The following is a 24,442-nucleotide window of genomic DNA, read 5'->3' as shown; positions in this document are numbered from 1 at the left end:
TGCCAGGGGTGATCCGGCCCCCGGCGGCAGGGTGCTCGCGCGCGGGGAGAGGTAAAGTGCCAAGACCTGCTCCCGCCTGGCCTCCCAGGCCCGTAACGGTGAGGCTTTCCGACACGTGCTGACGACCACGACCATCAAGGTCCTCGAGCCCGGGGACCTCGACGATGCGCTCGCGGTCCTGGACCGCGACCCGGTCGCCAACGCCTTCGTCGCCGCCCGCGTCCAGGTCGCCGGCCTCGACCCCTGGCGGCTCGGCGGCGAGATGTGGGGCTGGTACGTCAGCGGCCGCCTGGAGTCGCTCTGTTACGCCGGCGCCAACCTCGTCCCCGTCTGCGCCACCCCCGAAGCCGTCCGCGGCTTCGCCGAACGCGCCCGCCGACAGGGCCGCCGATGCTCCTCCATCGTGGGCCCCGCCGCATCCACCGCCGAGCTGTGGTCGCTCCTGGAGCCCTCCTGGGGACCGGCCCGCGAGATCCGCGCCCATCAGCCCCTGATGGTCACCACCGCACCGGCCGCCGAGATCGCCCCCGACCCGTTCGTCCGGCGGATCCGCAAGAACGAGATGGACCTGATCATGCCCGCGTGCGTGGCCATGTTCACCGAAGAGGTCGGCATCTCCCCGATGGCCGGCGACGGCGGGCTCCTCTACCAGGCCCGGGTCGCCGAACTCGTCGGCTCCGGCCGTTCCTTCGCCCGTATCGAGAACGGCAAGGTCATCTTCAAGGCCGAGATCGGCGCCGCCACCCAGCGGGCCTGCCAGATCCAGGGCGTGTGGGTCGACCCCGCCTACCGCGGCAAGGGCCTGTCCGAGACCGGTATGGCCGCCGTGCTGCGCTACGCCCTCAACGATGTCGCCCCCGTCGTCAGCCTCTACGTCAACGACTTCAACACCGCCGCCCGGGCCTCCTACCGGCGGGTGGGCTTCGAGGAAGTCGGCGCGTTCATGAGCGTACTTTTCTGACCCGCCGCCTTGTACGCTCCGAGCATGGATGACGTCGCGGTCGGCCCGCTTGATCTCGCTGCCCGCGTGGACGACGCGCTGGCCGTCCAGGCACTCGCGTTCGGCCTGAGCGACGAGGAGATCGCCGTCCGCCGGCACATCGTGCTGCGCCACTTCGCCTGCCCCGGCGCCCGCGCCCTCGGCGCCACCACCCCCACCGGCCGGCTCGTCGGCTTCGTCTACGGCATGCCCAACGACCGTGCCCACTGGTGGTCCACCGTCGTCGAGCCCTACCTCCGCAACGAGGGCCTCGACCACTGGCTCGACGACTCCTTCACCATCACCGAGCTGCACGTCCACCCCGCCTACCAGCACCGCGGCATCGGCCGGACCCTGATCACCCGGATCACCGACGGAGCCGGCGAACCCCGCTCCATCCTCTCCGCCATCGACACCGAGAGCCCCGCCCGCCGCCTCTACCGCTCCCTCGGCTACCAGGACATCGCCCGCCGCGTCCTCTTCCCCAGCGCCCCCACCCCCTACGCCGTAATGGGCGCCCCCCTCCCCTTGAAGCGCTGACCCACCGCGCCCCCTCGCTACGGCCCACGCGTGCCTCACCCCCACCGGCCTCTACTCACTCCCTCACGGGAGGGGACGGGCCGGAGGGGCAGGGGTGTGGGACGTAAAGCGAAGCAGTCCCACACCCCTGCCCCGCAGGCCCGTCACCGCACCCACAGCCCCGCGCAGCGGACCCCGGCCCGCCGCCAGGCGCAACGGCGGGACACCACGACGGCGGGACAGGCAAAGCGCAGCGGACGGGCGCAACGGCGACAAACCACCACGGCGGGACAGACAAAGCGCAGCGGACGGGCCACGGCGAACAACCACCACGGCGGGAAAGCCAAAAACGTGGGAAGCCCGCCCAGCCCCCGTGGACGGTATCCATTTCCGTGCGCCACACCCCTACGGCTAACCTCCTGGGAGTCACCTTTCTTACGCAGGAGAAACTCCATGGCCCACGCCGCACAGGTCCAGCGCATGTCCCGCTTGTTGATCAAGACACTGCGCGACGACCCGGCCGACGCCGAGACCGCCAGCCACAAGCTGCTCGTCCGCGCCGGGTACGTCCGCCGCTCCTCCGCAGGCATCTGGACGTGGCTGCCGCTGGGCAAGAAGGTCCTGGAGAACGTCTCCCGCGTCGTGCGCGAGGAGATGGACGCCATCGGCGGCCAGGAGGTCCTGCTGCCGGCCCTGCTGCCCAAGGAGCCCTACGAGACCAGCGGCCGCTGGGAGGAGTACGGCGACCTGCTCTTCCGCCTCAAGGACCGCAAGGGCGCCGACTACCTCCTCGGCCCCACGCACGAGGAGATCTTCACCCTCACGGTCAAGGACCAGTGCACGTCCTACAAGGACCTGCCCGTGATCCTCTACCAGATCCAGACCAAGTACCGCGACGAGGCCCGCCCCCGCTCCGGTGTGCTGCGCGGCCGCGAGTTCCAGATGAAGGACTCGTACAGCTTCGACACCACCGACGAGGGCCTGGAGCAGTCCTACGCCCTGCACCGCGAGGCCTACACCAAGATCTTCGAGCGGCTCGGCCTGGACTACCGCATCGTCTCCGCCGTCTCCGGTGCGATGGGCGGCTCCGCCTCCGAGGAGTTCCTGGCCCCCGCCGCGGCCGGTGAGGACACCTTCGTGGACTGCCCGGGCTGCGACTACGCCGCCAACACCGAGGCCGTCACGGTCAAGGTCGAGCCGGTCGACGGCTCCGCGCACGGCCCCGTCGAGGAGCTGGACACCCCCGACACCCCGACCATCGAGACCCTCGCCGAGCACCTCGGCGTACCGGCCTCCGCGACCCTGAAGAACCTCCTGGTGAAGGTCGACGGCGAGATCGTCGCGGTCGGCGTCCCCGGCAACCGCGAGGTCGACCTCGGCAAGCTCGGCGAGCACCTCGCCCCGGCCACCGTCGAACTGGTCACCGCCGAGGACTTCACCGGCCGCCCCGAGCTGGTCCGCGGCTATGTCGGCCCGCAGGGCCTGGCCGGCAAGGCGTTCCGCTACCTCGCCGACCCGCGCATCGCCCCCGGCACCTCCTGGATCACCGGCGCCAACAAGGAGGGCAAGCACGCCCGCAACGTCGTCGCCGGCCGGGACTTCGAGGTCGACGACTACCTCGACGTGGTCGTCGTCGAGCCCGGCGACCCCTGCCCCGAGTGCGGCACCGGCCTGAAGATCGACCGCGCCATCGAGATCGGCCACATCTTCCAGCTCGGCCGCAAGTACGCGGACGCCTTCGAGCTCGATGTGCTCGGCCAGAACGGCAAGCCCGCCCGGGTCACCATGGGCTCGTACGGCATCGGCGTCTCCCGCGCGGTGGCCGCCCTCGCCGAGCAGACGCACGACGAGAAGGGCCTGTGCTGGCCCCGCGAGGTCGCCCCGGCCGATGTGCACGTCGTCGCGGCCGGCAAGGCCAAGCAGACCGAGCTCGCCCTGGAGGTCGGCGAGCAGCTCGGCGCCGCGGGCCTGCGGGTCCTCGTCGACGACCGGCCCGGCGTCTCGCCCGGCGTGAAGTTCACCGACGCCGAGCTGCTCGGCGTCCCGACCATCGTCGTCGCCGGCCGCCGCGCGGCCGAGGGCGTCGTCGAGGTCAAGGACCGCCGCACCGGCGAGCGCGAGGAGCTGACGGTCGAGGAGGCCGTCGCCCGCCTGAGCGCGTAACTCCCGCACGGCCGACGGGCCGGCCCCCGGGTGCACACCCCGGCGGCCGGCCCGTTCGTCCGTCCACTACAGCCAGGCGGCGAACTCCAGCAGCAGCTCGCCGCGCTGCCGGTCGCCCGCCGCCACTTCCCGCACTCCGATGTCGACGGCCCGGTACAGCGTCCAGTCGCGCAGCCGGTCCCGGTCCACCTCCAAGGAGTCGGCCAGCTTGGCCACCCGGCGGCGGGCCGCGGCGGCCGCGCCCGCCCCGGCCGCCAGGTCCTCGAACCGGTCCAGCACCAGCGTTGCCAGGTCGTACGCCCGCTCGCCCACCACCGGCGACGGGCCGACCGCCAGCCAGGGCGCCCGCTCGCCGGCCAGCACCTTCCCCTGCCGGAACGCGCCGTGCAGCAGAAACCGCTCGTCGGACCCGTCCGGCAGGGCGCGCCGCAGCTCCAGCGCCCGGTCCACCAGCGGTCCGGCCGACGGGGTCAGTGCCCCGGCCGTCCGCAGCGTCTCCGCGGCCTCCTCGGTACGTCCGGCCAGCGTCTCGAAGGCGTGCTCCGGGGCCGCCGGCACCCACAGTCGCCGCACCGTCCCGGCCGCCTCCAGCAGCGCCTTGGCCTCCGGCAGCGACCGCAGCGACACACCGCCCTGCAGCCGCTCCAGCAACAGCGCACCGCTCGCGGCGTCGGACCGCAGCAGCCGCACCGCGCCCCAGCCGTCCCACACCTCCAGCGCCGTCCCCTCGTGCGCAAAGACCCCTCCGGGCACTGGGAACTTCAGCGCCGCGGGCGTCTGGTCCTTCTGCCGTACGAGGCAGACCAGACTGCTGCGGCCACCAGGGGCCTGCACCCGCTCCAGCGTCAGATCCCAGGCCTCCAGCCGCTGCTGAACCAGCGTCGGCAGCGCGTCGAGCCACTCCCGCACGGGACTTTCCGGATCGCCGCTCAGCGAACTCACCAACCGCTGCGGCGGTTCGATGGGTGCCGTTGCCATGCTTGAGCAGTCCCCTTCCTCGGGCCGTGACCGCACCGCGGCCGGTCGTTCAGAGCGCGCCCGCGGAGGCGCTCGCGCCGCCGGACGGAGTGGCGGCCGCGGCCCGCTCCACGAGCCCAGGGAAGGCTACGCCGCTGCCGCGCCAGCGCACCGCCCGCACTGCCGCCTCGCGCAGCGCGGCCGCCGCCTCCGTGCGCCGGGCCGCGCCGCCGGCCCGTACGAGATCCGCGTAGACGGCGGCCAGCCGGTCCTCCAGCTCCGCCGCCAGCCGGACCGCGGCGGCCGCGTCCGGAACGGGGAAGGGCAGTTCGTAGGCGGCGGCCGAGGCCCGCGGCGTACCGCCCAGGTCGCGCACCACGCGGCGCAGCGCGTCGCGGCGCGCACGGTGCCCGTCGTACGCCGCCTGGGCCTCCTTGCGCCGGTCCCCGGCGATCCGGCCGCCGACCACGCCGTAGCCGTAGACCGCCGCATGCTCGGCGGCCAGTGCCGCCTGTACCGCCGTCAGCTCGTCGTGCCCGCTGTCCGCGTCCGCGCGGCTTTTCCTGCCGTGAACTGCTGTGGTCCTCATGCGCACGCCCCTTCGCCGGTCCTTGCCCTCCGCGGTGCCGCCGGACCCGTCATCCGGCCCGCTCCGCCAGCAGATACGCATGTGCCGCACCGGCCGCCGCGACCGAGGCGAGCAGCCGGGCCAACTCCGGGGGTGCGCCGGTCAGCGCCTTGGTGCGGACGTCGGAGAGCTTGCGCTCCGCATCGGCCAGCGCCGCACGTGCGGCCCGTTCGTCCCGGGGGACCTGGGGACCGGACGGCCGCTGGGAGCCGTGCGGCGCGGGTCCGGACGCGGGCGCACCGGCTTCGCGCGCCGGGCCGTCGGAGGCGTCACCCTCGGGGGAGGGGGCAGCCCGGTCCTTGCCGAACGCCTCGGCGTGCCGGGCGACTTCGGCGCGCAGCGGGCGCAGCCGCGGCTCCAGGGACGGATGCGCGGCCAGCGTCGCGTCGTAGCGCGCCAGCAGGGTCGTACTGTCGCGGGCGGAGCGCTCGCGCAGCCGCTCGGCGGCGGAGGAGTGTTCGGTCCGGTCGGGGCCGGAGTCCTCGGAGCAGCCCGTCAGCAGCGCCACGCCCCCGAGGGCGGCGCCGGCCAGCAGGGTCCTTCTGCGCGTGAGCGCCACTTTCGGCACGTTGCACTTCCCGGGGTCTTTCGTAGTGATCACCGCAGGCGAGAGTATCCGTGACCACCCACCGAATCGTCAGTACCCCGCCGGAACCGATAGGCTTTGACCCGACACACGACCCACCCACAACAGCACACGCGGCCGAGGAGTCACCCGGATGAGCACCACCCAGAGCGAGAGGCTGCGCGGATTGCTTGAACCGCTCGTCGCCGCGCGAGACCTGGATCTGGAAGAGATCGAGGTGACACCGGCAGGCAAGCGGCGGGTGCTGAGGATCGTGGTCGATTCCGACGAGGGCGTCCAGCTGGACGAGTGCGCCGAGCTGAGCCGAGAGGCCTCGCAGGTCCTGGACGACTCCGATGTGATGGGCGGCGCCCCGTACACCCTCGAGGTCACCTCTCCCGGCGCCGACCGCCCGCTGACCGAGCTGCGGCACTACCGCCGCGCCGTCGGCCGCCTGATCAAGGCCCAACTGACCGCCGAGGCAGGCGCCGGCGAGCTGGTGGCGCGGATCATCGCGGTCGACGAATCCGGGCTGGACCTCGAGGTGCCGGGCGTCAAGGGCCGTAAGCCGACCGCCCGTCGGGTCTCCTTCGACGAGATCGCCAAGGCGCGTGTCGAGCTGGAGTTCAACCGCAAGTCCGACAAGCGTGACGCACAGCAGGACGAGAAGATCGACGAGAACGACGAGAACAAGGAGGAGGCGTAGCCGTGGATATCGACATGAGTGCCCTGCGGGGACTGGTGCGGGAGAAGGAGATCTCGTTCGACCTGCTGGTCGAGGCGATCGAGTCGGCCCTCCTCATCGCATACCACCGCACCGAGGGCAGCCGCCGTCGGGCGCGGGTCGAGCTGGACCGCAACACCGGTCATGTGACGGTGTGGGCGAAGGAGGACCCGGAGGACCTGGAGGAGGGCGCCGAGCCCCGCGACTTCGACGACACTCCCTCCGGCTTCGGCCGGATCGCGGCGACCACCGCCAAGCAGGTCATCCTGCAGCGGCTGCGGGACGCCGAGGAGGAGATCACCTTCGGCGAGTTCGCCGGGCGTGAGGGCGACGTCATCACCGGCGTCGTCCAGCAGGGCAAGGACCCCAAGAACGTGCTGGTGGACATCGGCCCGATGGAGGCCATGCTGCCGGTGCAGGAGCAGGTCCCCGGCGAGGACTACGCGCACGGCACCCGGCTGCGCTCGTACGTCGTACGGGTGGCCAAGGGCGTCCGCGGCCCGTCCGTGACGCTGTCGCGCACCCACCCCAATCTGGTGAAGAAGCTCTTCGCCATGGAGGTCCCGGAGATCGCGGACGGCTCGGTGGAGATCTCCGCCATCGCCCGCGAGGCCGGCCACCGCACCAAGATCGCCGTACGGTCCACCCGCTCCGGCCTGAACGCCAAGGGTGCCTGCATCGGCCCGATGGGCGGCCGGGTGCGCGCCGTGATGGCCGAGTTGCACGGCGAGAAGATCGACATCGTGGACTGGTCGGACGACCCGGCCGAGCTGGTGGCGAACGCGCTGTCGCCCGCCCGGGTCAGCAAGGTCGAGGTCGTGGACCTGGCGGCACGCTCCGCCCGGGTCACCGTCCCCGACTACCAGCTGTCACTGGCCATCGGCAAGGAAGGGCAGAATGCCCGGCTCGCCGCCCGTCTCACGGGCTGGCGGATCGACATCCGTCCGGACACCGAGCAGCCCGCACCGCAGGACTGAGGCCGTCCCGGAGGGGCGGCGGCGCCGCGGCACCCGAAAATCGGTGGTGCCGCGGCGCTCCGACCGGAATTCTGAGCAGCCGTTCCGCCTTTACCCCATCGGGGTCGGGCCGGCGCGGGGAGGTAGACTTAAGCAGTGTCTGGCCGGACGCATGCCCGCGCATGCCCTGAGCGAACCTGTCTGGGATGCCGGGAGCGAGCGGCCAAGGGCGATTTGCTGCGCATCGTGGAGATCGAGGGTGAGTGTGCCCCCGATCCTCGCGGTACGCTGCCCGGCCGGGGTGCTTACGTGCACCCGACACTGGTCTGCCTCGACCTGGCGGTTCGCCGCCGGGCGTTCAACCGGGCCTACCGGGCCCGGGGACCGTTCGACACGACGGATTTGCGTCGGTTCATCGAACGGACGCCCGTCGAGCAGCCGCCGTTGCAATAACGCACAGCAGCAAGAAACGCACAGCGCACGGAAAACCGTGCGGTCAGGTACCTCGCGAGTCGGAAGTAGGTCGAGATTGCGATGAGCACTCGATGAGTACGCGATGAGTACGCCCATGAAGTAGCGACGGTCCGGTGGACAACCCGGACCTAGAAGGAGCGAAGTGGCTAAGGTCCGGGTATACGAACTCGCCAAGGAGTTCGGCGTTGAGAGCAAGGTCGTCATGGCCAAGCTCCAAGAACTTGGTGAATTCGTCCGTTCGGCGTCCTCGACGATCGAGGCGCCGGTTGTTCGCAAGCTGACCGACGCTTTCCAGGCAGGCAGCGGCAATGGTCGCGCCGCCGGTAAGCCCGCAGCGCCGCGCAAGTCGGCCCCCGCGAAGCCGTCCGCGCCGTCTCCGGCGCAGGCCGGGGGCACCTCCCCTGCCCCCAAGGCAGCGGGGGAACGTCCTGCTGCCCCGAAGCCGGGCGCCCCCAAGCCGGGCCCCGCGGCTCCGGCAGCCCCCGAGGCACCGAAGGCCCCCGAGGCCCCGGTGGCTCCCAAGAGCACTCCCGCCGCCGGCCCCACCCCGGGCCCGCGCCCCACCCCGGCGCGCCCCGCGGCACCCAAGCCCGCTCCGGCCGCCCCCGCGCAGCCCGAGTTCCAGGCTCCGCCGTCCGCGCCGGCCGCTCCCGCCGCCGGCCAGTCGGCTCCCCGTCCCGGTGCCCCCGGCCCGCGTCCGGCCCGTCCGGCGCCCGGCCAGGGCGGTCAGGGCGGCCAGGGTGGCCAGGGTGGCCAGGGCCGCGGTAACGCTCCGCGTCCCGGTGGCGAGCGTCCGGCCCCGCGTCCCGGTGGCCGTCCCTCCGGCCCCCGTCCGGGCAACAACCCGTTCACGTCCGGCGGCTCCACGGGCATGGCCCGTCCGCAGGCCCCCCGTCCCGGTGGCGCCCCGCGTCCCGGCGGCCAGGGTGGTCCCGGCGGTCCGCGTCCGCAGGGCGGCGGCCAGGGCGGTCCCCGTCCCCAGGGCGGTCAGGGCGGCGCGCGTCCCACCCCCGGTGGTATGCCCCGTCCGCAGGGTGCCGCTCCCGGTGGCGCCCCGCGTCCCGGCGGTGGCGGCGGTAACCGCCCGAACCCGGGCATGATGCCGCAGCGTCCCGCTGCCGGCCCGCGTCCGGGCCCCGGCGGTGGCGGCGGTCGCGGTCCCGGCGGTGCCGGTCGTCCCGGTGGTGGCGGCGGCGGTCGTCCGGGTGGCGGCGGCGGTTTCGCCGGTCGTCCCGGTGGTGGCGGCGGCGGTCGTCCGGGTGGCGGCGGCGGTTTCGCCGGTCGTCCCGGTGGCGGCGGTCCCGGTGGTGGCGGCGGCTTCGGCGGTCGTCCCGGCTTCGGTGGGCGTCCCGGCGGCCCCGGTGGCCGTGGTGGCACGCAGGGTGCGTTCGGCCGTCCCGGCGGTCCGGCGCGTCGTGGCCGCAAGTCGAAGCGGCAGAGGCGTCAGGAGTACGAGGCCATGCAGGCCCCGTCGGTGGGCGGCATCATGCTGCCCCGCGGCAACGGTGCGACGGTTCGCCTGTCGCGCGGTGCCTCGCTGACGGACTTCGCCGAGAAGATCAACGCCAACCCGGCGTCGCTGGTCCAGGTCATGCTGAACCTCGGCGAGATGGTCACCGCGACCCAGTCGGTCTCCGACGAGACCCTCCAGCTGCTCGCCGACGAGATGAACTACGTCGTCGAGATCGTCAGCCCGGAGGAGGAGGACCGCGAGCTGCTCGAGTCCTTCGACATCGACTTCGGTGAGAACGAGGGCGGCGAGGACATGCTCGTCGCGCGTCCGCCGGTGGTGACCGTCATGGGTCACGTCGACCACGGTAAGACCCGACTGCTCGACGCGATCCGCAAGACGAACGTCATTGCGGGCGAGGCCGGCGGCATCACCCAGCACATCGGTGCCTACCAGGTCGCGACCGAGGTCAACGACGAAGAGCGGCGCATCACCTTCATCGACACCCCCGGTCACGAGGCGTTCACCGCCATGCGTGCCCGTGGTGCCAAGTCGACCGACATCGCGATCCTCGTGGTGGCGGCCAACGACGGTGTCATGCCGCAGACGATCGAGGCCCTGAACCACGCCAAGGCGGCCGACGTGCCGATCGTGGTCGCGGTCAACAAGATCGACGTCGAGGGCGCCGACCCGACCAAGGTGCGCGGCCAGCTCACCGAGTTCGGTCTGGTGGCCGAGGAGTACGGCGGCGACACCATGTTCGTCGACATCTCCGCCCGTGAGGGTCTGAACATCGAGCAGCTGCTCGAGGCCGTGGTCCTGACCGCGGACGCCTCGCTCGACCTGCGCGCCAACGCGGAGCAGGACGCGCAGGGCATCGCGATCGAGGCCCACCTCGACCGTGGCCGCGGCGCCGTGGCGACCGTCCTGGTCCAGCGCGGCACGCTGCGCGTCGGCGAGACGATGGTCGTCGGCGACGCGTACGGCCGAGTCCGTGCGATGTTCGACGACAAGGGCAACAACGTCGAGGAAGCGGGTCCGTCGACCCCCGTCCTGGTCCTGGGTCTGACCAACGTCCCGGGCGCCGGCGACAACTTCCTGGTCGTCGACGAGGACCGTACGGCCCGTCAGATCGCCGAGAAGCGCGCGGCGCGCGAGCGCAACGCCGCCTTCGCCAAGCGCACCCGCCGGGTGTCCCTCGAGGACCTGGACAAGGTGCTCAAGGCCGGCGAGGTCCAGCAGCTCAACCTCATCATCAAGGGTGACGCTTCTGGTTCCGTCGAGGCCCTGGAGTCCTCGCTGCTCCAGCTCGACGTCGGCGAAGAGGTCGACATCCGGGTGCTGCACCGCGGCGTCGGTGCGGTCACGGAGACCGACATCAACCTGGCGTCCGGCTCCGACGCGATCGTCATCGGCTTCAACGTGCGCGCCGAAGGCCGTGCCACGCAGATGGCCGAGCGCGAGGGCGTCGACGTCCGGTACTACTCGGTCATCTACCAGGCGATCGAGGAGATCGAGGCGGCCCTCAAGGGCATGCTCAAGCCGGAGTACGAGGAGGTCGAGCTCGGTACCGCGGAGATCCGCGAGGTCTTCCGCTCGTCCAAGCTCGGCAACATCGCGGGTGTGCTCATCCGCTCCGGCGAGGTCAAGCGCAACACCAAGGCGCGCCTCATCCGCGACGGCAAGGTGGTCGCGGAGGACCTCAACATCCAGGGTCTGCGCCGGTTCAAGGACGACGTCACCGAGATCCGCGAAGGCTTCGAGGGCGGTATCAACCTCGGAAACTTCAACGACATCAAGATCGACGACGTCATCGCGACGTACGAGATGCGCGAGAAGCCGCGCGGCTGATCAAGCGCGTGACTGCCCGCGCGTAGCACGGTGCACCCGAGAGGGCGGCCGGGCGACACGCGGGACCGGGGCCGGTCGGCGGAATATTTCCGTCGATCGGCCCCGGCCGTTCCGTGTACGGTTCGAAATGACACGAACGCCCCCGGCTCACGCCGGGAGGTGCCCCTAAGGCCCCGCGGGTGGCTTGACCCGTCTTGCATGTACGTAGGGACGCTGTCCTTCGACCTGCTTCTCGGCGACGTACGGTCGCTGAAGGAGAAGCGCTCCGTCGTCCGCCCGATCGTCGCCGAGCTGCACCGCAAATTCGCGGTGAGCGTCGCGGAGGTCGGGGACCAGGATCTGCACCGCAGGGCCACCATCGGCCTGGCGGTGGTCTCCGGGGACACGGGGCATCTCACCGAAGTCATGGACCGCTGCGAGCGCATGGTCGCCGCACGGCCCGAAGTGGAACTGCTGTCGGTACACCGACGGCTGCACGGCGACGACGACTGACCCGGGGACCGGGCAGGCCGCCGCCGGTGGAAGCACAATTGTGGAAGAAAGAAGGAGAAGGACCAGTGGCCGACAATGCGCGGGCGAAGAAGCTGGCGGACCTCATCCGGGAGGTGGTCGCCCAGAAGCTGCAGCGCGGAATCAAGGACCCGCGGCTCGGTTCGCACGTGACCATCACGGACACCCGGGTCACCGGCGACCTGCGGGAGGCTACGGTCTTCTACACGGTCTACGGCGATGACGAGGAGCGGGCCAGCGCCGCCGCCGGGCTGGAGAGCGCCAAGGGCATCCTGCGCTCCGCGGTCGGGGCCGCGGCGGGGACCAAGTTCACGCCCACCCTGGCCTTCGTGCCGGACGCCCTGCCGGAGAACGCCAAGACGATCGACGACCTGCTGGACAAGGCACGGGCCTCGGACGCCAAGGTGCGCGAGGTCTCCTCGGGCGCCGAGTACGCCGGCGAGGCCGACCCGTACCGCAAGCCGGGCGAGGACGACGACGAGGGCACCGCGGCAGAATGAAGCGTGAGAGCAACAAGCCCATCCAGAGGGGCGAGCGCGAGGCGCTCTCCGGCAAGGGTGGTGGTGGGCGACGGGCGGGCCTTGTCATCGTCGACAAGCCGGCCGGCTTCACTTCGCACGACGTGGTGGCGAAGATGCGCGGTATGGCGCGCACCCGCCGGGTCGGGCACGCCGGCACCCTCGACCCGATGGCGACGGGCGTGCTCGTCCTGGGCATCGAGCGGGCCACCAAGCTGCTCGGCCACCTCGCGCTGACCGAGAAGGAGTACGTCGGCACGATCCGGCTCGGCCAGACGACGATCACCGATGACGCCGAGGGCGAGCTCATCACGTCGAAGGCGGCGCACGGGCTCGCCCGCGAGGACATCGACGCGGTGGTCGGCCGGCTGTCCGGCGCGATCATGCAGATCCCGTCGAAGGTCAGCGCCATCAAGATCAACGGCAAGCGGTCGTACTCACGGGTCCGCGACGGCGAGGACGTGGAGATCCCGGCCCGGCCGGTCACCGTCTCCTCGTTCGTGGTGCACTCCGCGCACGAGGCCGAGGCCGAGGACGGCACCCCGGTGACCGATCTGCTGGTCTCCGTCGAGTGCTCGTCCGGTACGTACATCCGCGCCCTGGCCCGCGACTTGGGGGAGGGACTCGGGGTCGGCGGTCATCTGACGGCGCTGCGCCGCACCCGCGTCGGCCCGTACAAGCTGGACCGGGCGCGCACCCTCGACCAGCTCCAGGCCGCCGTGGACGACCCCGAGGGGGACGGCCTGCCGGTCATGCCGCTCGGGGACGCGGCCGCCGCGGCGTTCACCCGCTGGGACGTGCCCGAGGCACAGGCCCGGCTGCTGCTCAACGGCGCACGGATCCCGATGCCGCTGTTCGAGGGCACCGGCCCGGTCGCGGCGTTCGGACCGGACGGCCGGTTCCTCGCACTGGTGGAGAACCAGGGCGGGAAGGCGAAGAGCCTGGCGGTGTTCGCGGTCTGAGGGCCGTGACCCGACACTCCTGGGGCCGGGCCCGGCGGCGCGACAAGCGCCCCGGGCCCGGCCTTTTGCCTGCCGTACGCGGTCGTCGGCGGGCGCCCCGGGAGGCGGGTGGGGCCTCCGGCTGCCCGGGGCGCCCGAGGCCCCACCGGCCTCCGGCCGCCCGGACGGAGACGGCACGTGGGCCCGGGTCGCCCCTCCCCGCCCGTCGTCTCGATCCGGTGTGGTTCCGGACATTCACTCATTCGGTGAGGCGCTCGAAGTGAATCAAGGCGTGGAGGGGGGCGCGTTGGAACGGGTCCCTGTCGAGACGATCACCGCCTGCTTACCGTTCGGAGGACGGACAGGGCGAGAGGACCGGCGATGGCATTGCTGGATGCCGATGCGGACACGGCACTGGTGCGGATCCGCGATCTGGCAGGTCGGACGCGCGGTACGGGGTTCCTCGCGGACCACGACGGCACCGTGATCACCAGCCACGAAGCGGTGGACGGGGCGGCACAACTGGTGCTGCAACCCATGGCGGACGGCGCGGGAAGCGGCGCGGCCGGGGGCGGCGGATGGACGTGCGTGGTGGCAGCAGACGCCCTCACGCCCCTTCCGGAGGCCGGGCTCGCCCTCGTCAAGGCCGGCGATTTCGGGCCACACCGGCTCGTGCCGCTGCCCATCGCCGCGGGCCGCCCGGACCCGGGCACCGCGGCACGGCTGTGGGCGGGCGGCTGGCTGGACGGCACGATCGTCGGGCCGGGCTCCGGGGTGATGTACACGGCCACCCAGCGCGTCCATCTCCTCGACGAAACGCTGGAGCTCGGCCTGTGCGCCGGGGGCCGGGAGGCGCTGCGGCTGGGCGGCCCCGCGGTCGGCGGGCCGGTGCTGGACGCCCGGACCGGCGCGGTGCTCGGGGTCCTCGGCACCGCGCTGCACCCCCAGGCCCCCGGCCGCCCCCGGGCGGGGGAGCCCTTCGGGCGCCGGGCGGGCGGCTTCGCGATTCCGCTGCGCGCGGTCGCCGAAGCCGCGCCCCTGGGCGCCCTGGCCGCGCTGCTGGAGCGCAACGCGGCGACCGTTCCCGCCTATGGCAGCGAGCTGAACCCGGCCGGTGCGCGGCATCTTGCCGAGGTGTCGATGGGCTCCGCCGAGCGGCCGCGGCTGTGGCGCGAAGCGGTCGAACGGCCGGAGGTGGCCGCGGAGTTCACCCGCTTCGGGGCGCGCCACGGGACGGCAGAGGCGTGCGTGCTGGGACTGGTGGGGGAGCCGGGGTCCGGGCGGAGCACGGAGCTGGCCGGGCTCGCGGCCCGCCGGGCACAGGGCCCGGACGCCGCCCCGACCGTCTGGCTGCGCGGTGCGGAGCTGCGGTCCGGCGACGACGGGGTGCGCACGGCCGTGGAGCGCGCCTTGCGGTCCGCCGGCCGGATCGTCGCCGGGGCGGGCCGTACGGCCGGTGACCCGGCGGACACCACCGCCCAGGGCGTGGCACGGGCGGCGTCCGCGGCCGGACGTCCGCTGCTGGTGCTCCTCGACGGGCCGGAGGAGATGCCGTCGGCCCTGGCGCAGGGGGAACGGCTCGCCGAGTGGACCGCGGCGAGCGCCGACTGGCTGTGCGGCGCCGGGGCGCGGCTGGTGATCGCCTGCCGCCCCGAGTACTGGGAGCGGGCCGGTGCGCTCTTCCCGCCCGGCCTGCTGCACCGGCCGCTGCGCCCGGCCCCCGCGCTGCCCCCCTGCGTGGAACTCGGCGACCTTCCCGAGGAGGCGGCGGAGCGTGCCCGCGCCCGCTACGGCCTGCCGCCCGGCGCACCGGCCGCGCGGGACGCCCGTCATCCCCTGGCGCTGCGGCTGCTCGCGGAGGTCGGCGCGGCGCTCCCCAAGAGCGGTGCGGCCGGGAGGGGAGTCGACGAGCCGGCCGGCCTCGGTGCACCCGACCGCCACCAGATCTTCGACGCCCACCTGGACCTGGTGTGCCTGCGCATCGCCGTACGGCTCGCGGCCGCCCACCGGCCCGAACTGCGCGGCACCGCCGTACGCCGGCTGGCCGCCCAGGTCGCCGGCCAGGTGCACGAGGCGGCTCGGCGCGCTCTCGGCCCCGGGCCGGGCGCGCTGGACCGTGCCTCCTTCGAGGAGGTGTTCCCGCGGGAGCCCGGCTGGGCCGGTGCGGTGCTGGCCGAGGGCCTGCTGGTGCGGGCCGGCACCGGATACCGCTTCGCCCACGAGGAGTTCGCGGAGTGGCTGCAGGGCGCCCATGTCGACCTCGACCTGCTGCCCGTCCCCGGACACCGCGTCGGACCGGCCGTCCAGGCCCTGCTGCTGCTCGGCAGGCGGGAGGGGACGGTGCAACTGACCTTCAGGCTGGCCGAGTTGGTGCCGATGGCGACCGCCCCCGCGGCCGGCCCGGCGGCCGCACGCGCCGTGGACGGCCGCTGGTGGGCCGCGCATCTGCTGTCCGGCGTGCTGCGCCGGGTCCCCGACGCGAGGCCGTACACGGGCGTGCTGCGGCTGCTCGCCGACCGGATCACGGAACGGTCCCTGCGGGCGGGCGGCTTCGGACACACGGGCCTGGAGGCGTTCGGGCCGTGGTTCTGGGAGCGGCTGGCACTGACCGACGAGGACCGGATGGATCTGCTGCGCCGCCTGCTGCCGGCGGACGGACCTCCTGGTGGGGCGGCGCGGCGCGTGGCGGGCGTGCGGCCAGGCGGGCGGGCAGGCGTGGGGACGGGGGCTGCGGGGGGTGTGGCGGCCGGTGGGGCGGATGGTGCGGTGTCGCGGTCCGTGTGGGTGCCGTCGCCGGCCGGGCCGGTGTCGTCCGGGGCGGTGTCGTCCGGACCGGTGCTGTCCGGATCGTCGCCGTCCGGGGCGGTGCCGTCTGGATCGGCGTCGTCCGGACCGGTGTCGCCGCGGTCCGAGCTGCCCGTGGGGTCCGGCGGCCGCTCGATGCCGTCCGACCTCGGTGCCGGCGGTCCGTCGGCGACCGGCGTAGCCGCCGTGGCTGTCGACGGACCGCACACCGAACGGCGCTTCGCGCCGCCGCCGCGGGTGCGCGTCCACCCCGCCGACGACCCGGCGGCCGACCGGGACGGCGACGGGTGGGCGGACGCCACCGGTGGGCCGCGCAGCCCCGCTGCGACGGGCACCGGCGGCAGCGCGCCCGAGACGGCCGTCGCCGCCGGGAGCGAGCCCGGTGCGGCACGCTCGCCGCGGTTCCTCGACGCCGCGGCCGGCCTCCTGCGCGCGGACGCCGAGCGCATGCAGCCCCTGTTGTGCGCCTGGTTCGACGACACCCGCCCGCTGCAGCGTGCCGGCGCCCAGGACGGCGGCCCGGCTCACCCCGTAGATGCTCTGCCCGGCGAGATCACGGTGGCCGGTGCCGCGCAGGCGCTGCTGCACACCCACCGCCACCGGGCGCTCGACGCGCTCACGGAGGCCCTGGTCGAAGCCGCGCATCCCAAGGGCGACGAGCTGATGGACGCGCTCGCCGAGGACGAGCCGGCGGCGGTGTGCCGGGCCGTGGACCGCTGGGCGCACGACGTGCGCCCCGAGCGCCGGGCCGCCGCCGTCTCGTACGGTCTGCGGGCCGCCCGGCACGCGACCACCGAGGCCGACCGTGCCCTGCTGCGCTATGCGGCCCTCTGCCTGCTCGCCCGGAGCGCCGACAGCGCCCACCACGGTTCCGCGCTGGCCCTGCTGATGGGCGACCCGGCCACCCGCTCCCGCTTCCTGGACCGGGCGCTGGCCCGCTTCGTCGCGGGGGACCCGCAGCTGCCGCCCACGGCGTTCACGGCCGCCCTGGCCGACCATCCGGGACCGGTGCTGGACGCGTTCCGGGCCCGGCTGGTCGGCGGCGAGGGCCCGCCGGTGGCGGCCGCGCTGCTGCGCATGCTCGCCCGCGCCGACGCGCCGGACCTCGTCGCCCGCGTCGCCGACCTCGTCCGTGACTGTGCGCGGCACAGCCCGGACCGCGCCGCAGCACCGGTCGCGGAGTTCGTCGCCCGCCGCCTGGAACGCGGGCCGGCCGCCCGCGCCGCGCTCCGCCCGCTCGCCGTGGAGCTGCTGACCGGATCCCCCGTACCGGTCCGGTGCGCCCTCGCGGCCGTGGTGGCCGGGACGGGCGGTGGCGATGGGGTGCCACTGCGCCGCGAGCTGCTCGATGTGCTGCTGGCGCAGGAGGCCTCGTACGCGCCACCGCACAGCGGGTACGAGGAGTCCGGCCGGGACACCCGTGTCCTGGAGGCGCTGCTGCAGGCGGCGGCCGAGGGCGCGGAGCGGCGGCCGGCGGAGCGCACCAGGGAGCTGGTGCACCGCACCGGGCTCCTGCTGGCCCGCACGCCGGCGGGCGCGGCCTGCTTCGACCGGCGGCTGGTGGAACTGGGGCGGCGGGTGCCCGGGTTCGCGCGCCGGGTGCAGGACTGGGTGGCGGACGAGCCGGGGGAGTGGGCGGCCGTGGTGGGCCCCGGCACCCGGGCCACGCTCGCGGGGTGCCACAGCTGAGGCCCTGCCCGCGCCCGCCCGGCCCGCTCGGAGACCTCCGCTGTGGCCGTCCGCGGGCGCCCCAGAACCTCCGGGACGGTCCGTGGGCATCCGGACCGTCCATGGCCGTCCGAGATCGTCTGCAGCCGTCCGAGACCGTCCGTGGATCAAGGGCGGGCGGGTGCCCGGAGAGGCGCCCTGAGCCACCCTTCGCGCGGAGCATCACCCGCGGCATGGCAGTCTTAGACCTGCGCCATGCCGAATTGGCGCAATGGACGGACAAGGTTCGGGCGAGGAGCGGGCACTGTGCAGCGCTGGCGTGGCTTGGAGGACATCCCCGAGGGCTGGGGACGCAGCGTCGTCACCATCGGCTCGTACGACGGAGTGCACCGCGGCCACCAATTGATCATCGGCAAGGCCGTCGCGCGCGCCCGTGAGCTGGGGATCCCCGCGGTGGTCGTCACCTTCGACCCGCACCCGAGCGAGGTCGTGCGGCCCGGCACCCACCCGCCGCTGCTGGCGCCCCACCACCGGCGTGCGGAGCTGATGGCCGGACTGGGGGTGGACGCGGTGCTGATCCTCCCGTTCACCAAGGAGTTCTCGAAGCTGGCACCGGCCGATTTCGTGGTCAAGGTACTGGTCGACAAGCTGCACGCCCAGGTCGTCGTCGAGGGCCCCAACTTCCGTTTCGGGCACAAGGCCACCGGCAATGTCGAGACCCTCGCGGAGCTCGGGACCACCTACGACTACACCGTGGAGGTCATCGACCTCTACGAGCGCGGGACGGCGGGCGGCGGCGAGCCGTTCTCCTCCACGCTCACCCGCCGGCTGGTCGCCGAGGGCGATGTGGCCGGTGCGATGGAGGTCCTCGGACGGCCGCACCGGGTCGAGGGCGTCGTCGTACGCGGTGCGCAGCGCGGCCGCGAACTGGGCTTCCCGACGGCCAATGTGGAGACCCTGCCGCACACCGCGATCCCGGCCGACGGCGTCTACGCGGGCCTGCTGCAGGTCGAGGGCGAGGCGATGCCGGCGGCCATCTCGGTCGGCACCAACCCGCAGTTCGACGGCAAGGCACGCACCGTCGAGGCGTACGCCATCGACCGGGTCGGCCTGGACCTGTACGGCCTGCACGTCGGCGTGGACTTCGTCGCCTACCTCCGCGGCCAGGAGAAGTTCGACACGCTCGACGCGTTGCTGGAGCGGATGGCGGTCGATGTGAAGCTGGCCCGCGGGCTGATCGCGGACGCGGGCCGGTTCGCGTAAGCCCCGCCGTGGTTTTTTCCCCGCCACCCACCCCCCTTCGGGGGGTGGGCGGGTGTGGAGGTGAGGTATCGCCATCGCGGAGCGGGCGAACGCCGAGCCGGGGTATCGCTCATCGGGAGTGGCGGAGGCAGAGCTGAGGCATTCCCAACTCGGCTGTTTCCAGGTGAAGTTCGGCTGAGAACGGTTCACTCGTCCGAGGGATGACGTGATACGGGTCGGGGCCCGGCATCTCGCTGATGCCGGGCCCCGACCCGTATGTGCCTACGCCCGCCTCACTGCGGAGGCGGCTGCTGCTGCCACCCCGGTGCCAGGCCCGGGTGTTCCGGCTGTGGTGCGTCCGGAGCGGGCTGTTGCTGCTGCCAGTGGGCCGGCGGCTGACCGGGCTGCTGGGTCCAGCCGCCCTGCTGCGGCGGGTACCCGGCCGGCGGCTGGCCCTGCTGCGGCGGCTGCGCCTGGGGCTGTGCCTGGGGCTGTGCCTGCTGGTGCTGGCCCTGCTGGCCCTGTTGGGCGTACTGCTGCTGGGCGTACGGGTCGCCGCCCATCTGCTGCTGCGGGTACATCCCCGCCGCCTGCTGCGCCCGCGCGAAGTCCTCGGCCACCAGGGCGGAGAGGTTGAAGTACGCCTCGCGGGTCTTGGGCCGCATCATGTCCAGGTCGACCTCGGCACCGGCGGCGAGATGCTCGTCGAAGGGGACGACCACGACGCCGCGGCAGCGGGTCTCGAAGTGCGACACGATGTCATCGATCTTGATCATCTTGCCGGTCTCGCGGACACCCGAGATGACCGTGATGCCACGCTGCACCAGGTCGGCATAGCCGTGCGCGGACAGCCAGTCCAGGGTGGTGCTCGCACTGCTCGCACCGTCCACGGACGGGGTGGAGATGATGATCAACTGGTCGGCGAGGTCGAGGACTCCGCGCATCGCGCTGTAGAGCAGACCGGTACCCGAGTCGGTGAGGATGATCGGGTACTGCTTGCCGAGGATGTCGATCGCCCGGCGGTAGTCCTCGTCGTTGAACGTGGTGGAGACCGCGGGGTCCACGTCGTTGGCGAGGATCTCCAGGCCCGACGGGGCCTGCGAGGTGAACCGGCGGATGTCCATGTAGCTGTGCAGATGCGGGATCGCACCCACCAGGTCACGGATGGTCGCACCGGTCTCGCGCCGCACCCGTCGGCCGAGCGTGCCGGCGTCCGGGTTGGCGTCGATCGCCAGGATCTTGTCCTGCCGCTCGGACGCGAGGGTGGAACCCAGCGCGGTGGTCGTGGTGGTCTTGCCGACACCACCCTTGAGGCTGATCACCGCGATCCGGTAGCAGGACATCACCGGCGTACGGATCAGCTCCAGCTTGCGCTGGCGCTCCGCCTCCTCCTTCTTCGCACCCAGCTTGAACTTGGACGGCTGGGCATTGGCGCCGGGCTTGCGCTTCTTGGGCTGGTTGCGCAGCAGCCGGTCGGAGGTCAGCTCCACCGCGGCGCTGTAGCCGAGCGGCGCGCCGGGAGCGGCCCGCTGCGGCTGCTGCTGACCCGGCTGCGAGTACGACGCGTAGTTCGCCGCCGCGTTCGGGTCGCCGGCCTGCTGGCCGGGGAGCGGCTGGTACTGGGCCTGCTGGGCCTGCTGGGCCTGCTGGGCCTGTTGAGCTTGCTGTGCCTGCTGGGCGTGCTGCTGCGCCTGCTGGGCTTGTTGAGCCTGTGCTGCTTGGGCCTGTGCCGCCTGAGCCTGCGCTGCCTGGGCCTGAGCCGCCTGCTGTGCGGCGGCCTGCTGCTGGCCGTAGGCGGCCTGCGCCTGCTGGGGGTGCTGGCCCTGCTGCGGGTAGCCCTGGGCACCGGTCTGCGGATAGCCGTAGGCCGACTGCTGCGCGGCCGCGTGCGGCTGCTGCTGGCTCTGCTGGGGGTAGCCGTAGGCGGGCTGCGGATAGCCGTACGCGGGCTGTTGCTGCTGCCCCGGAGCGCCCTGCTGCTGTTGCGGGTAGCCACCCTGCTGAGCGGGCTGCCCCTGCGGATAGCCCGCCTGCGGCTGCTGCGCCTGCTGTTGCTGCTGGGCCGGCGCCTGCTGCTGGCCATGCTGGCCATGCTGGCCCTGCTGGGGCTGTTGAGCGGCCTGAGCCTGTGCCTGCGCCATGCGCGGGTCCGCCGGCTGGAACTCCGCCGGCAGCGGCGGCAGGGTGCCCTGCCCGGGCACACCCTGCTGCTGACCCTCGGCCGCGGCGCCCCAAGGAGCACCCTGCTGCGGGACTCCCTGTTGGGGGACGCCCTGCGGAGTCGTCTGCTGGGGAACGCCCTGCTGCGGCATCCCCTGGTGCGGCACACCCTGCTGGGGACCGGCCTGTTGCGGCTGCGGCTGCGGCTGCGGCTGGGCCGGTGCGGGCTGTGCGCCCTGCGCCGTCGCCTCGGGGGCGGGCTGGGTGGGGACAGCGGCCTCGGGGGCCGGAGTTCCGCTCTCGGTGGCGTGCGGTGCCACGACGGCATCCGGCTGCGGCGCCTCCGTGGCCTCCGGCGAAACCGCGGGCGCGGCCTCGGACTCGGACGCGCTGGTCGTCTCCGCTCCGGCGTCATCGTCGTCGTCCCAGAGGGAAGCCGACGGGTCGACACCCGTGCCCGAGCGCCGATTTCCGGCGTCCGCACCGTCGTTCGCGGTCGGCGCGGCCTCCGCGGTCGCATCCGGCACCGGCGTCGCGGCGGCGGGTGCGTCGTTGCCGGCGTCCTGCGGGCGCAGCGTCGGGAAGCCCGGCGGTGCGGCCTCTACGGGCGGCGGCGCCGTCGGCGCACCCTGCTGCGGCATCCCGGACGTGTCCTGGTGCGGGATGCCGGGCGCACCCTGGGCGGGGCCGGGCAGCGGCTGGCCGGTGGGCGGCCCGAGCGGGGACGGGGCCCCGAGGGGCGGAGGGGTGGGCGAAGGCGCAGGAGGAGTCGCGGGGGAGGCGGCACTCGTGCCCCCACCACTGGTGTCGTTGCTCGCGTACCAGGCCGGTGCGGCGAAATCGATCTTGAACTCACCGGTCAGGTCGAACTCGGACTGGTCGTCGTCAGGATCGTTTCCGTCCGGACGGAAAGCCTCCTGCTCGTTCACTGTGCCTCCTGGTGTACTGCAACGCACCTGAACGGCAGGACCGGATACAGGCGGATCGATCGGATGTAGCGGAAGTCGGAACACACCACCCGGGGTTGCGCCAACACTAACTGTCTCCGTCCCCGTTTCGACTGCCGTCGTGCTGTGCTCCTGCGGCTCTCCCACACAGCCTAATCAACAGTCGGCCCGTAGCGGCAGTCGGTGCCATGTCGTCTTCAAGCCCCTGGGCACACTGACGGGCGCACCCGTGGGTGCGCCCGTAAAGCGGTGTCTCGGCCGGTTGCGTCCGTGCTGCGCGAAATGCCCTGCACAGGCAACCGGCCCGTAACGGCGGTCAGTCCATACGGCGCGGGCCGCCGAGCAGGTTGGTCTCGGCTTCCGTGGGCTGGGTCATGACGAACTGGTGGCCGTCGCGCGAGCACCACAGCATGGCGTTGTCGCTGAGCGTCGGCAGCACCGCGCCGACCTGATCCGGCAGCCGCATGATCCGCGTCACAACCTCCGCCTCCTCGGGCGAAAGCCGCTGCAGACCGACCAGATCGGCACGGCCGAGCATCTGCGGCGACCGCGGCCCGAGGAACGGCAGCACGGTCAGCACCGACTGCCAGGGGCTCGGGGCGAGCTGATTGCGCGGCGGGCGTGCGCCCATGTCCCGTACGACCAGCACCGGGCTGGAAACCGACGGTCCCTGCGGCGCGATCTGACGCACATCGTGGACGGAGACGCACTGCTGTCCGCCGCCCGCGGCCTGCGCCATCTGCCCCCAGGCCGGCGGCCGCGCGGTCTCGACCGCGACCCGGGCGCCGGTGGCGACCGTACGCAGCGCCAGCACCTGTGCCATCCACATGCTGCCGACCAGCGCGATCTCCATCGGCGCCGGACGCAGCAGGCTCAGCACGGCGGGCTGGTTCTGCGGGTCGATGCCGATGATCACGCCGTCGTCGCCGACCGGCAGGGTCAGCGAGGCGAGCGACTCGGCGGTCAGGATGTGCGGGCTGCGTCGCGGGCCGCGCAGGCCGAAACCGGGCCGGGGCTTGGGGCCGGTCGGACCCGAGTGGTCCTCGTCCGGGCGCGGCTGGTGCGAGAGCCGGCTGCCGGTGCCGCTGCCGCCGATGGGGGGATTGCGCCAGCCGTTGCCGCTGGTGTTGACGCGGGGCTGATAGGTGGGAGAGGCCATCAGCGGGTACCTCCGAGGGGAAGCGTGGCCAGCAGGCCGGGCAGCTGTTCCCGGTCGAGCCGTACGAGGCCGACCTTCGCGGAACCGGAACGGCGCTCCAACTCGCTCTGGGCGGCGGAGAGTTCGTTCTCACTGCGGGTGGAAAGACGGACGTAGCCCGAGATGGCCGGGGCGCGGCCGCTGCCGTGCGTGGCCGTCAGCGTGAAGGTGCTGGCCATCGCCCTGGTGCTGGTCAGCAGCTGGGTGACGGCCGCCAACGGGGCACCGCCCTCGCCCAGTTGGGGCCACCGGCCGATCCAGTACGTGGTGTGCCAGCGGTCGTCGCAGCGCACGGCCCGGGTCGTCTCCTGGGTGCGGCGGGCCGCGCGGCCGTCGCGCCCCATCGCCCCGTTGGCGGCCCGCGGGCTGACGCACACCGCGGTACCGATCGCGGCCACGACCTCGCGCTCGGCGAGCACCTTGGCGCGGACGCCGTGCGCGGTCAGCCGGCTGACGAGCTGGTCGGCGGCGCGCAGCAGCGAACGCTTGGCGCCCTCCATCCCGCCGCCGCGGGCCTCGATCGCCTCCGAGCACAGCTCGGGGTCGAGCTTGAGCGCGATCCACGTCAGCTGCAGTGCCGGCGTCTGCGACTGGGCCTGCAGCGGCGCGTACGAACGGGCCGCGACGGCCTGTTCGGGCAGATGCGGGGCCGGCGCGGGCTGGGTGTACTGGACGAACTGCACCGATTCGAGGTGGATGTCCTCGATGTCGAGCGCGGTGTGGAGCACATCGAGCGGCAGCATGTGGCTGCCGCGCTGCGGCCGCAGCGGCTCGTCACGGGCGTCCACCTGGACGAGGGCCGTCAGGAAGGTCCCGTCGCCGACGAACCCGATGGCGCGCTGGTCCGCCTCGGTGGTGAACTCGTAGGTCTGCAGCGCTGGTTCGCACTCCACCACCGGCGCGAACGCGGGGTCCACGCCCTGCGTGGCGGCGAGCGCGGCCACGCCGTCCTTGCCGCGACGCTTCATGGCGCGCACGGTCGTGATCCACTCCGGCAGCGGAATCCTCCGCCGCCGGCCGAGTGCGAAAACGACCAGAAGGGCCGCGATCACGATGGCCGCGGTCAGCGCGGCCGGGTGGATCGTCCAGCCCACCAGCACCAGCGCGGCGGCGAGTTCGATGATGGCCAGCTGCTGGACGCGCACCCCGCCGATGGTTCCGGCCTGTTGGCGCAGCCGCGGTGCCAC

At 73.3% G+C, this 24,442-nt stretch carries 18 protein-coding genes; 12 read left to right on the top strand and 6 right to left on the bottom strand.

Annotated elements, in window-relative coordinates:
• Nucleotides 1–115 precede the first annotated feature (115 nt).
• The 3 genes from Scani_RS02555 (at nucleotide 116) to Scani_RS02545 (ending at nucleotide 3,661) form a co-directional block, all read left to right on the top strand.
• Nucleotides 116–961, top strand: coding sequence for a GNAT family N-acetyltransferase (locus Scani_RS02555; protein ID WP_159469607.1), 846 nt, complete (start codon nucleotides 116–118; stop codon nucleotides 959–961).
• A gap of 24 nt (nucleotides 962–985) precedes the next feature.
• Nucleotides 986–1,519, top strand: a complete 534-nt coding sequence (locus tag Scani_RS02550) for a GNAT family N-acetyltransferase (protein ID WP_159469605.1) — start codon at nucleotides 986–988, stop codon at nucleotides 1,517–1,519.
• 432 nt (nucleotides 1,520–1,951) lie between these two features.
• Nucleotides 1,952–3,661: a proline--tRNA ligase gene (locus Scani_RS02545; RefSeq protein WP_159469603.1), complete on the top strand. Its 1,710-nt coding sequence runs from the start codon at nucleotides 1,952–1,954 to the stop codon at nucleotides 3,659–3,661.
• A 66-nt stretch (nucleotides 3,662–3,727) separates the two neighbouring features.
• Here Scani_RS02545 and Scani_RS02540 read toward each other — a convergent pair whose 3' ends face one another.
• From Scani_RS02540 to Scani_RS02530, 3 genes are read right to left on the bottom strand one after another with little or no spacing between them, the layout of a single operon-like run.
• Nucleotides 3,728–4,639 carry an aminoglycoside phosphotransferase family protein gene (locus Scani_RS02540; RefSeq protein ID WP_159469601.1) on the bottom strand — a complete coding sequence of 304 codons (912 nt, stop codon included), beginning with the start codon at nucleotides 4,637–4,639 and terminating at the stop codon, nucleotides 3,728–3,730.
• Nucleotides 4,640–4,688: 49 nt separating this feature from the next.
• Nucleotides 4,689–5,207, bottom strand: a complete 519-nt coding sequence (locus Scani_RS02535; RefSeq protein WP_159469599.1) for a ferritin-like domain-containing protein — start codon at nucleotides 5,205–5,207, stop codon at nucleotides 4,689–4,691.
• 49 nt (nucleotides 5,208–5,256) lie between these two features.
• Nucleotides 5,257–5,805: a hypothetical protein gene (locus Scani_RS02530; protein ID WP_159471610.1), complete on the bottom strand. Its 549-nt coding sequence runs from the start codon at nucleotides 5,803–5,805 to the stop codon at nucleotides 5,257–5,259.
• 160 nt (nucleotides 5,806–5,965) lie between these two features.
• Between Scani_RS02530 and rimP the strand changes: the two genes are divergently transcribed.
• From rimP to Scani_RS02485, 9 genes are all read left to right on the top strand, one after another.
• Nucleotides 5,966–6,517, top strand: coding sequence for a ribosome maturation factor RimP (gene rimP, locus Scani_RS02525; RefSeq protein WP_159469597.1), 552 nt, complete (start codon nucleotides 5,966–5,968; stop codon nucleotides 6,515–6,517).
• A 2-nt stretch (nucleotides 6,518–6,519) separates the two neighbouring features.
• The gene (nusA, locus tag Scani_RS02520) at nucleotides 6,520–7,512 is read left to right on the top strand and encodes a transcription termination factor NusA (RefSeq protein ID WP_159469595.1); all 993 of its coding nucleotides are present in this window, start codon (nucleotides 6,520–6,522) and stop codon (nucleotides 7,510–7,512) included.
• A gap of 135 nt (nucleotides 7,513–7,647) precedes the next feature.
• Complete coding sequence (locus tag Scani_RS02515; protein ID WP_159469593.1) at nucleotides 7,648–7,944, top strand: YlxR family protein; 297 nt, start codon at nucleotides 7,648–7,650, stop codon at nucleotides 7,942–7,944.
• A 163-nt stretch (nucleotides 7,945–8,107) separates the two neighbouring features.
• On the top strand, nucleotides 8,108–11,266 hold the full coding sequence (infB, locus tag Scani_RS02510; protein ID WP_159469591.1) for a translation initiation factor IF-2: 3,159 nt from the start codon (nucleotides 8,108–8,110) through the stop codon (nucleotides 11,264–11,266).
• A 198-nt stretch (nucleotides 11,267–11,464) separates the two neighbouring features.
• Entirely contained in the window at nucleotides 11,465–11,758 is a 294-nt protein-coding gene (locus tag Scani_RS02505; protein WP_159469589.1) for a DUF503 domain-containing protein, read from the top strand.
• A 65-nt stretch (nucleotides 11,759–11,823) separates the two neighbouring features.
• Nucleotides 11,824–12,276 (top strand): 30S ribosome-binding factor RbfA, encoded by a 453-nt coding sequence (gene rbfA / locus Scani_RS02500; protein WP_159469587.1) that lies wholly within the window; start codon nucleotides 11,824–11,826, stop codon nucleotides 12,274–12,276.
• A complete protein-coding gene (gene truB / locus Scani_RS02495; protein ID WP_246295454.1) occupies nucleotides 12,273–13,256 on the top strand; it encodes a tRNA pseudouridine(55) synthase TruB in 984 nt (327 codons plus the stop codon). The genes rbfA and truB overlap by 4 nt, the downstream gene beginning before the upstream one ends.
• 360 nt (nucleotides 13,257–13,616) lie before the next feature.
• Nucleotides 13,617–17,729 (top strand): hypothetical protein, encoded by a 4,113-nt coding sequence (locus Scani_RS02490; RefSeq protein WP_159469586.1) that lies wholly within the window; start codon nucleotides 13,617–13,619, stop codon nucleotides 17,727–17,729.
• Between the two features lie 285 nt (nucleotides 17,730–18,014).
• Nucleotides 18,015–18,971, top strand: a complete 957-nt coding sequence (locus Scani_RS02485) for a bifunctional riboflavin kinase/FAD synthetase (RefSeq protein ID WP_159469584.1) — start codon at nucleotides 18,015–18,017, stop codon at nucleotides 18,969–18,971.
• 272 nt (nucleotides 18,972–19,243) lie between these two features.
• On the opposite strand, the gene Scani_RS02480 is transcribed toward Scani_RS02485, so the two are convergent.
• From Scani_RS02480 to eccE, 3 genes are all read right to left on the bottom strand, one after another.
• Nucleotides 19,244–22,039: an SCO5717 family growth-regulating ATPase gene (locus Scani_RS02480; RefSeq protein ID WP_159469582.1), complete on the bottom strand. Its 2,796-nt coding sequence runs from the start codon at nucleotides 22,037–22,039 to the stop codon at nucleotides 19,244–19,246.
• Nucleotides 22,040–22,373: 334 nt separating this feature from the next.
• Nucleotides 22,374–23,216 carry a hypothetical protein gene (locus Scani_RS02475; RefSeq protein WP_159469580.1) on the bottom strand — a complete coding sequence of 281 codons (843 nt, stop codon included), beginning with the start codon at nucleotides 23,214–23,216 and terminating at the stop codon, nucleotides 22,374–22,376.
• Nucleotides 23,216–24,442 (bottom strand): type VII secretion protein EccE, encoded by a 1,227-nt coding sequence (gene eccE / locus Scani_RS02470; RefSeq protein ID WP_159469578.1) that lies wholly within the window; start codon nucleotides 24,440–24,442, stop codon nucleotides 23,216–23,218. Before eccE ends, Scani_RS02475 begins: the two co-directional genes overlap by 1 nt.

Origin of the sequence: Streptomyces caniferus (genome assembly GCF_009811555.1) — a bacterium.
GTDB lineage: Bacteria > Actinomycetota > Actinomycetes > Streptomycetales > Streptomycetaceae > Streptomyces > Streptomyces caniferus.
Note: the sequence above shows the minus strand (reverse complement) of the source record. Positions and strands in the feature narration are given on the sequence as shown.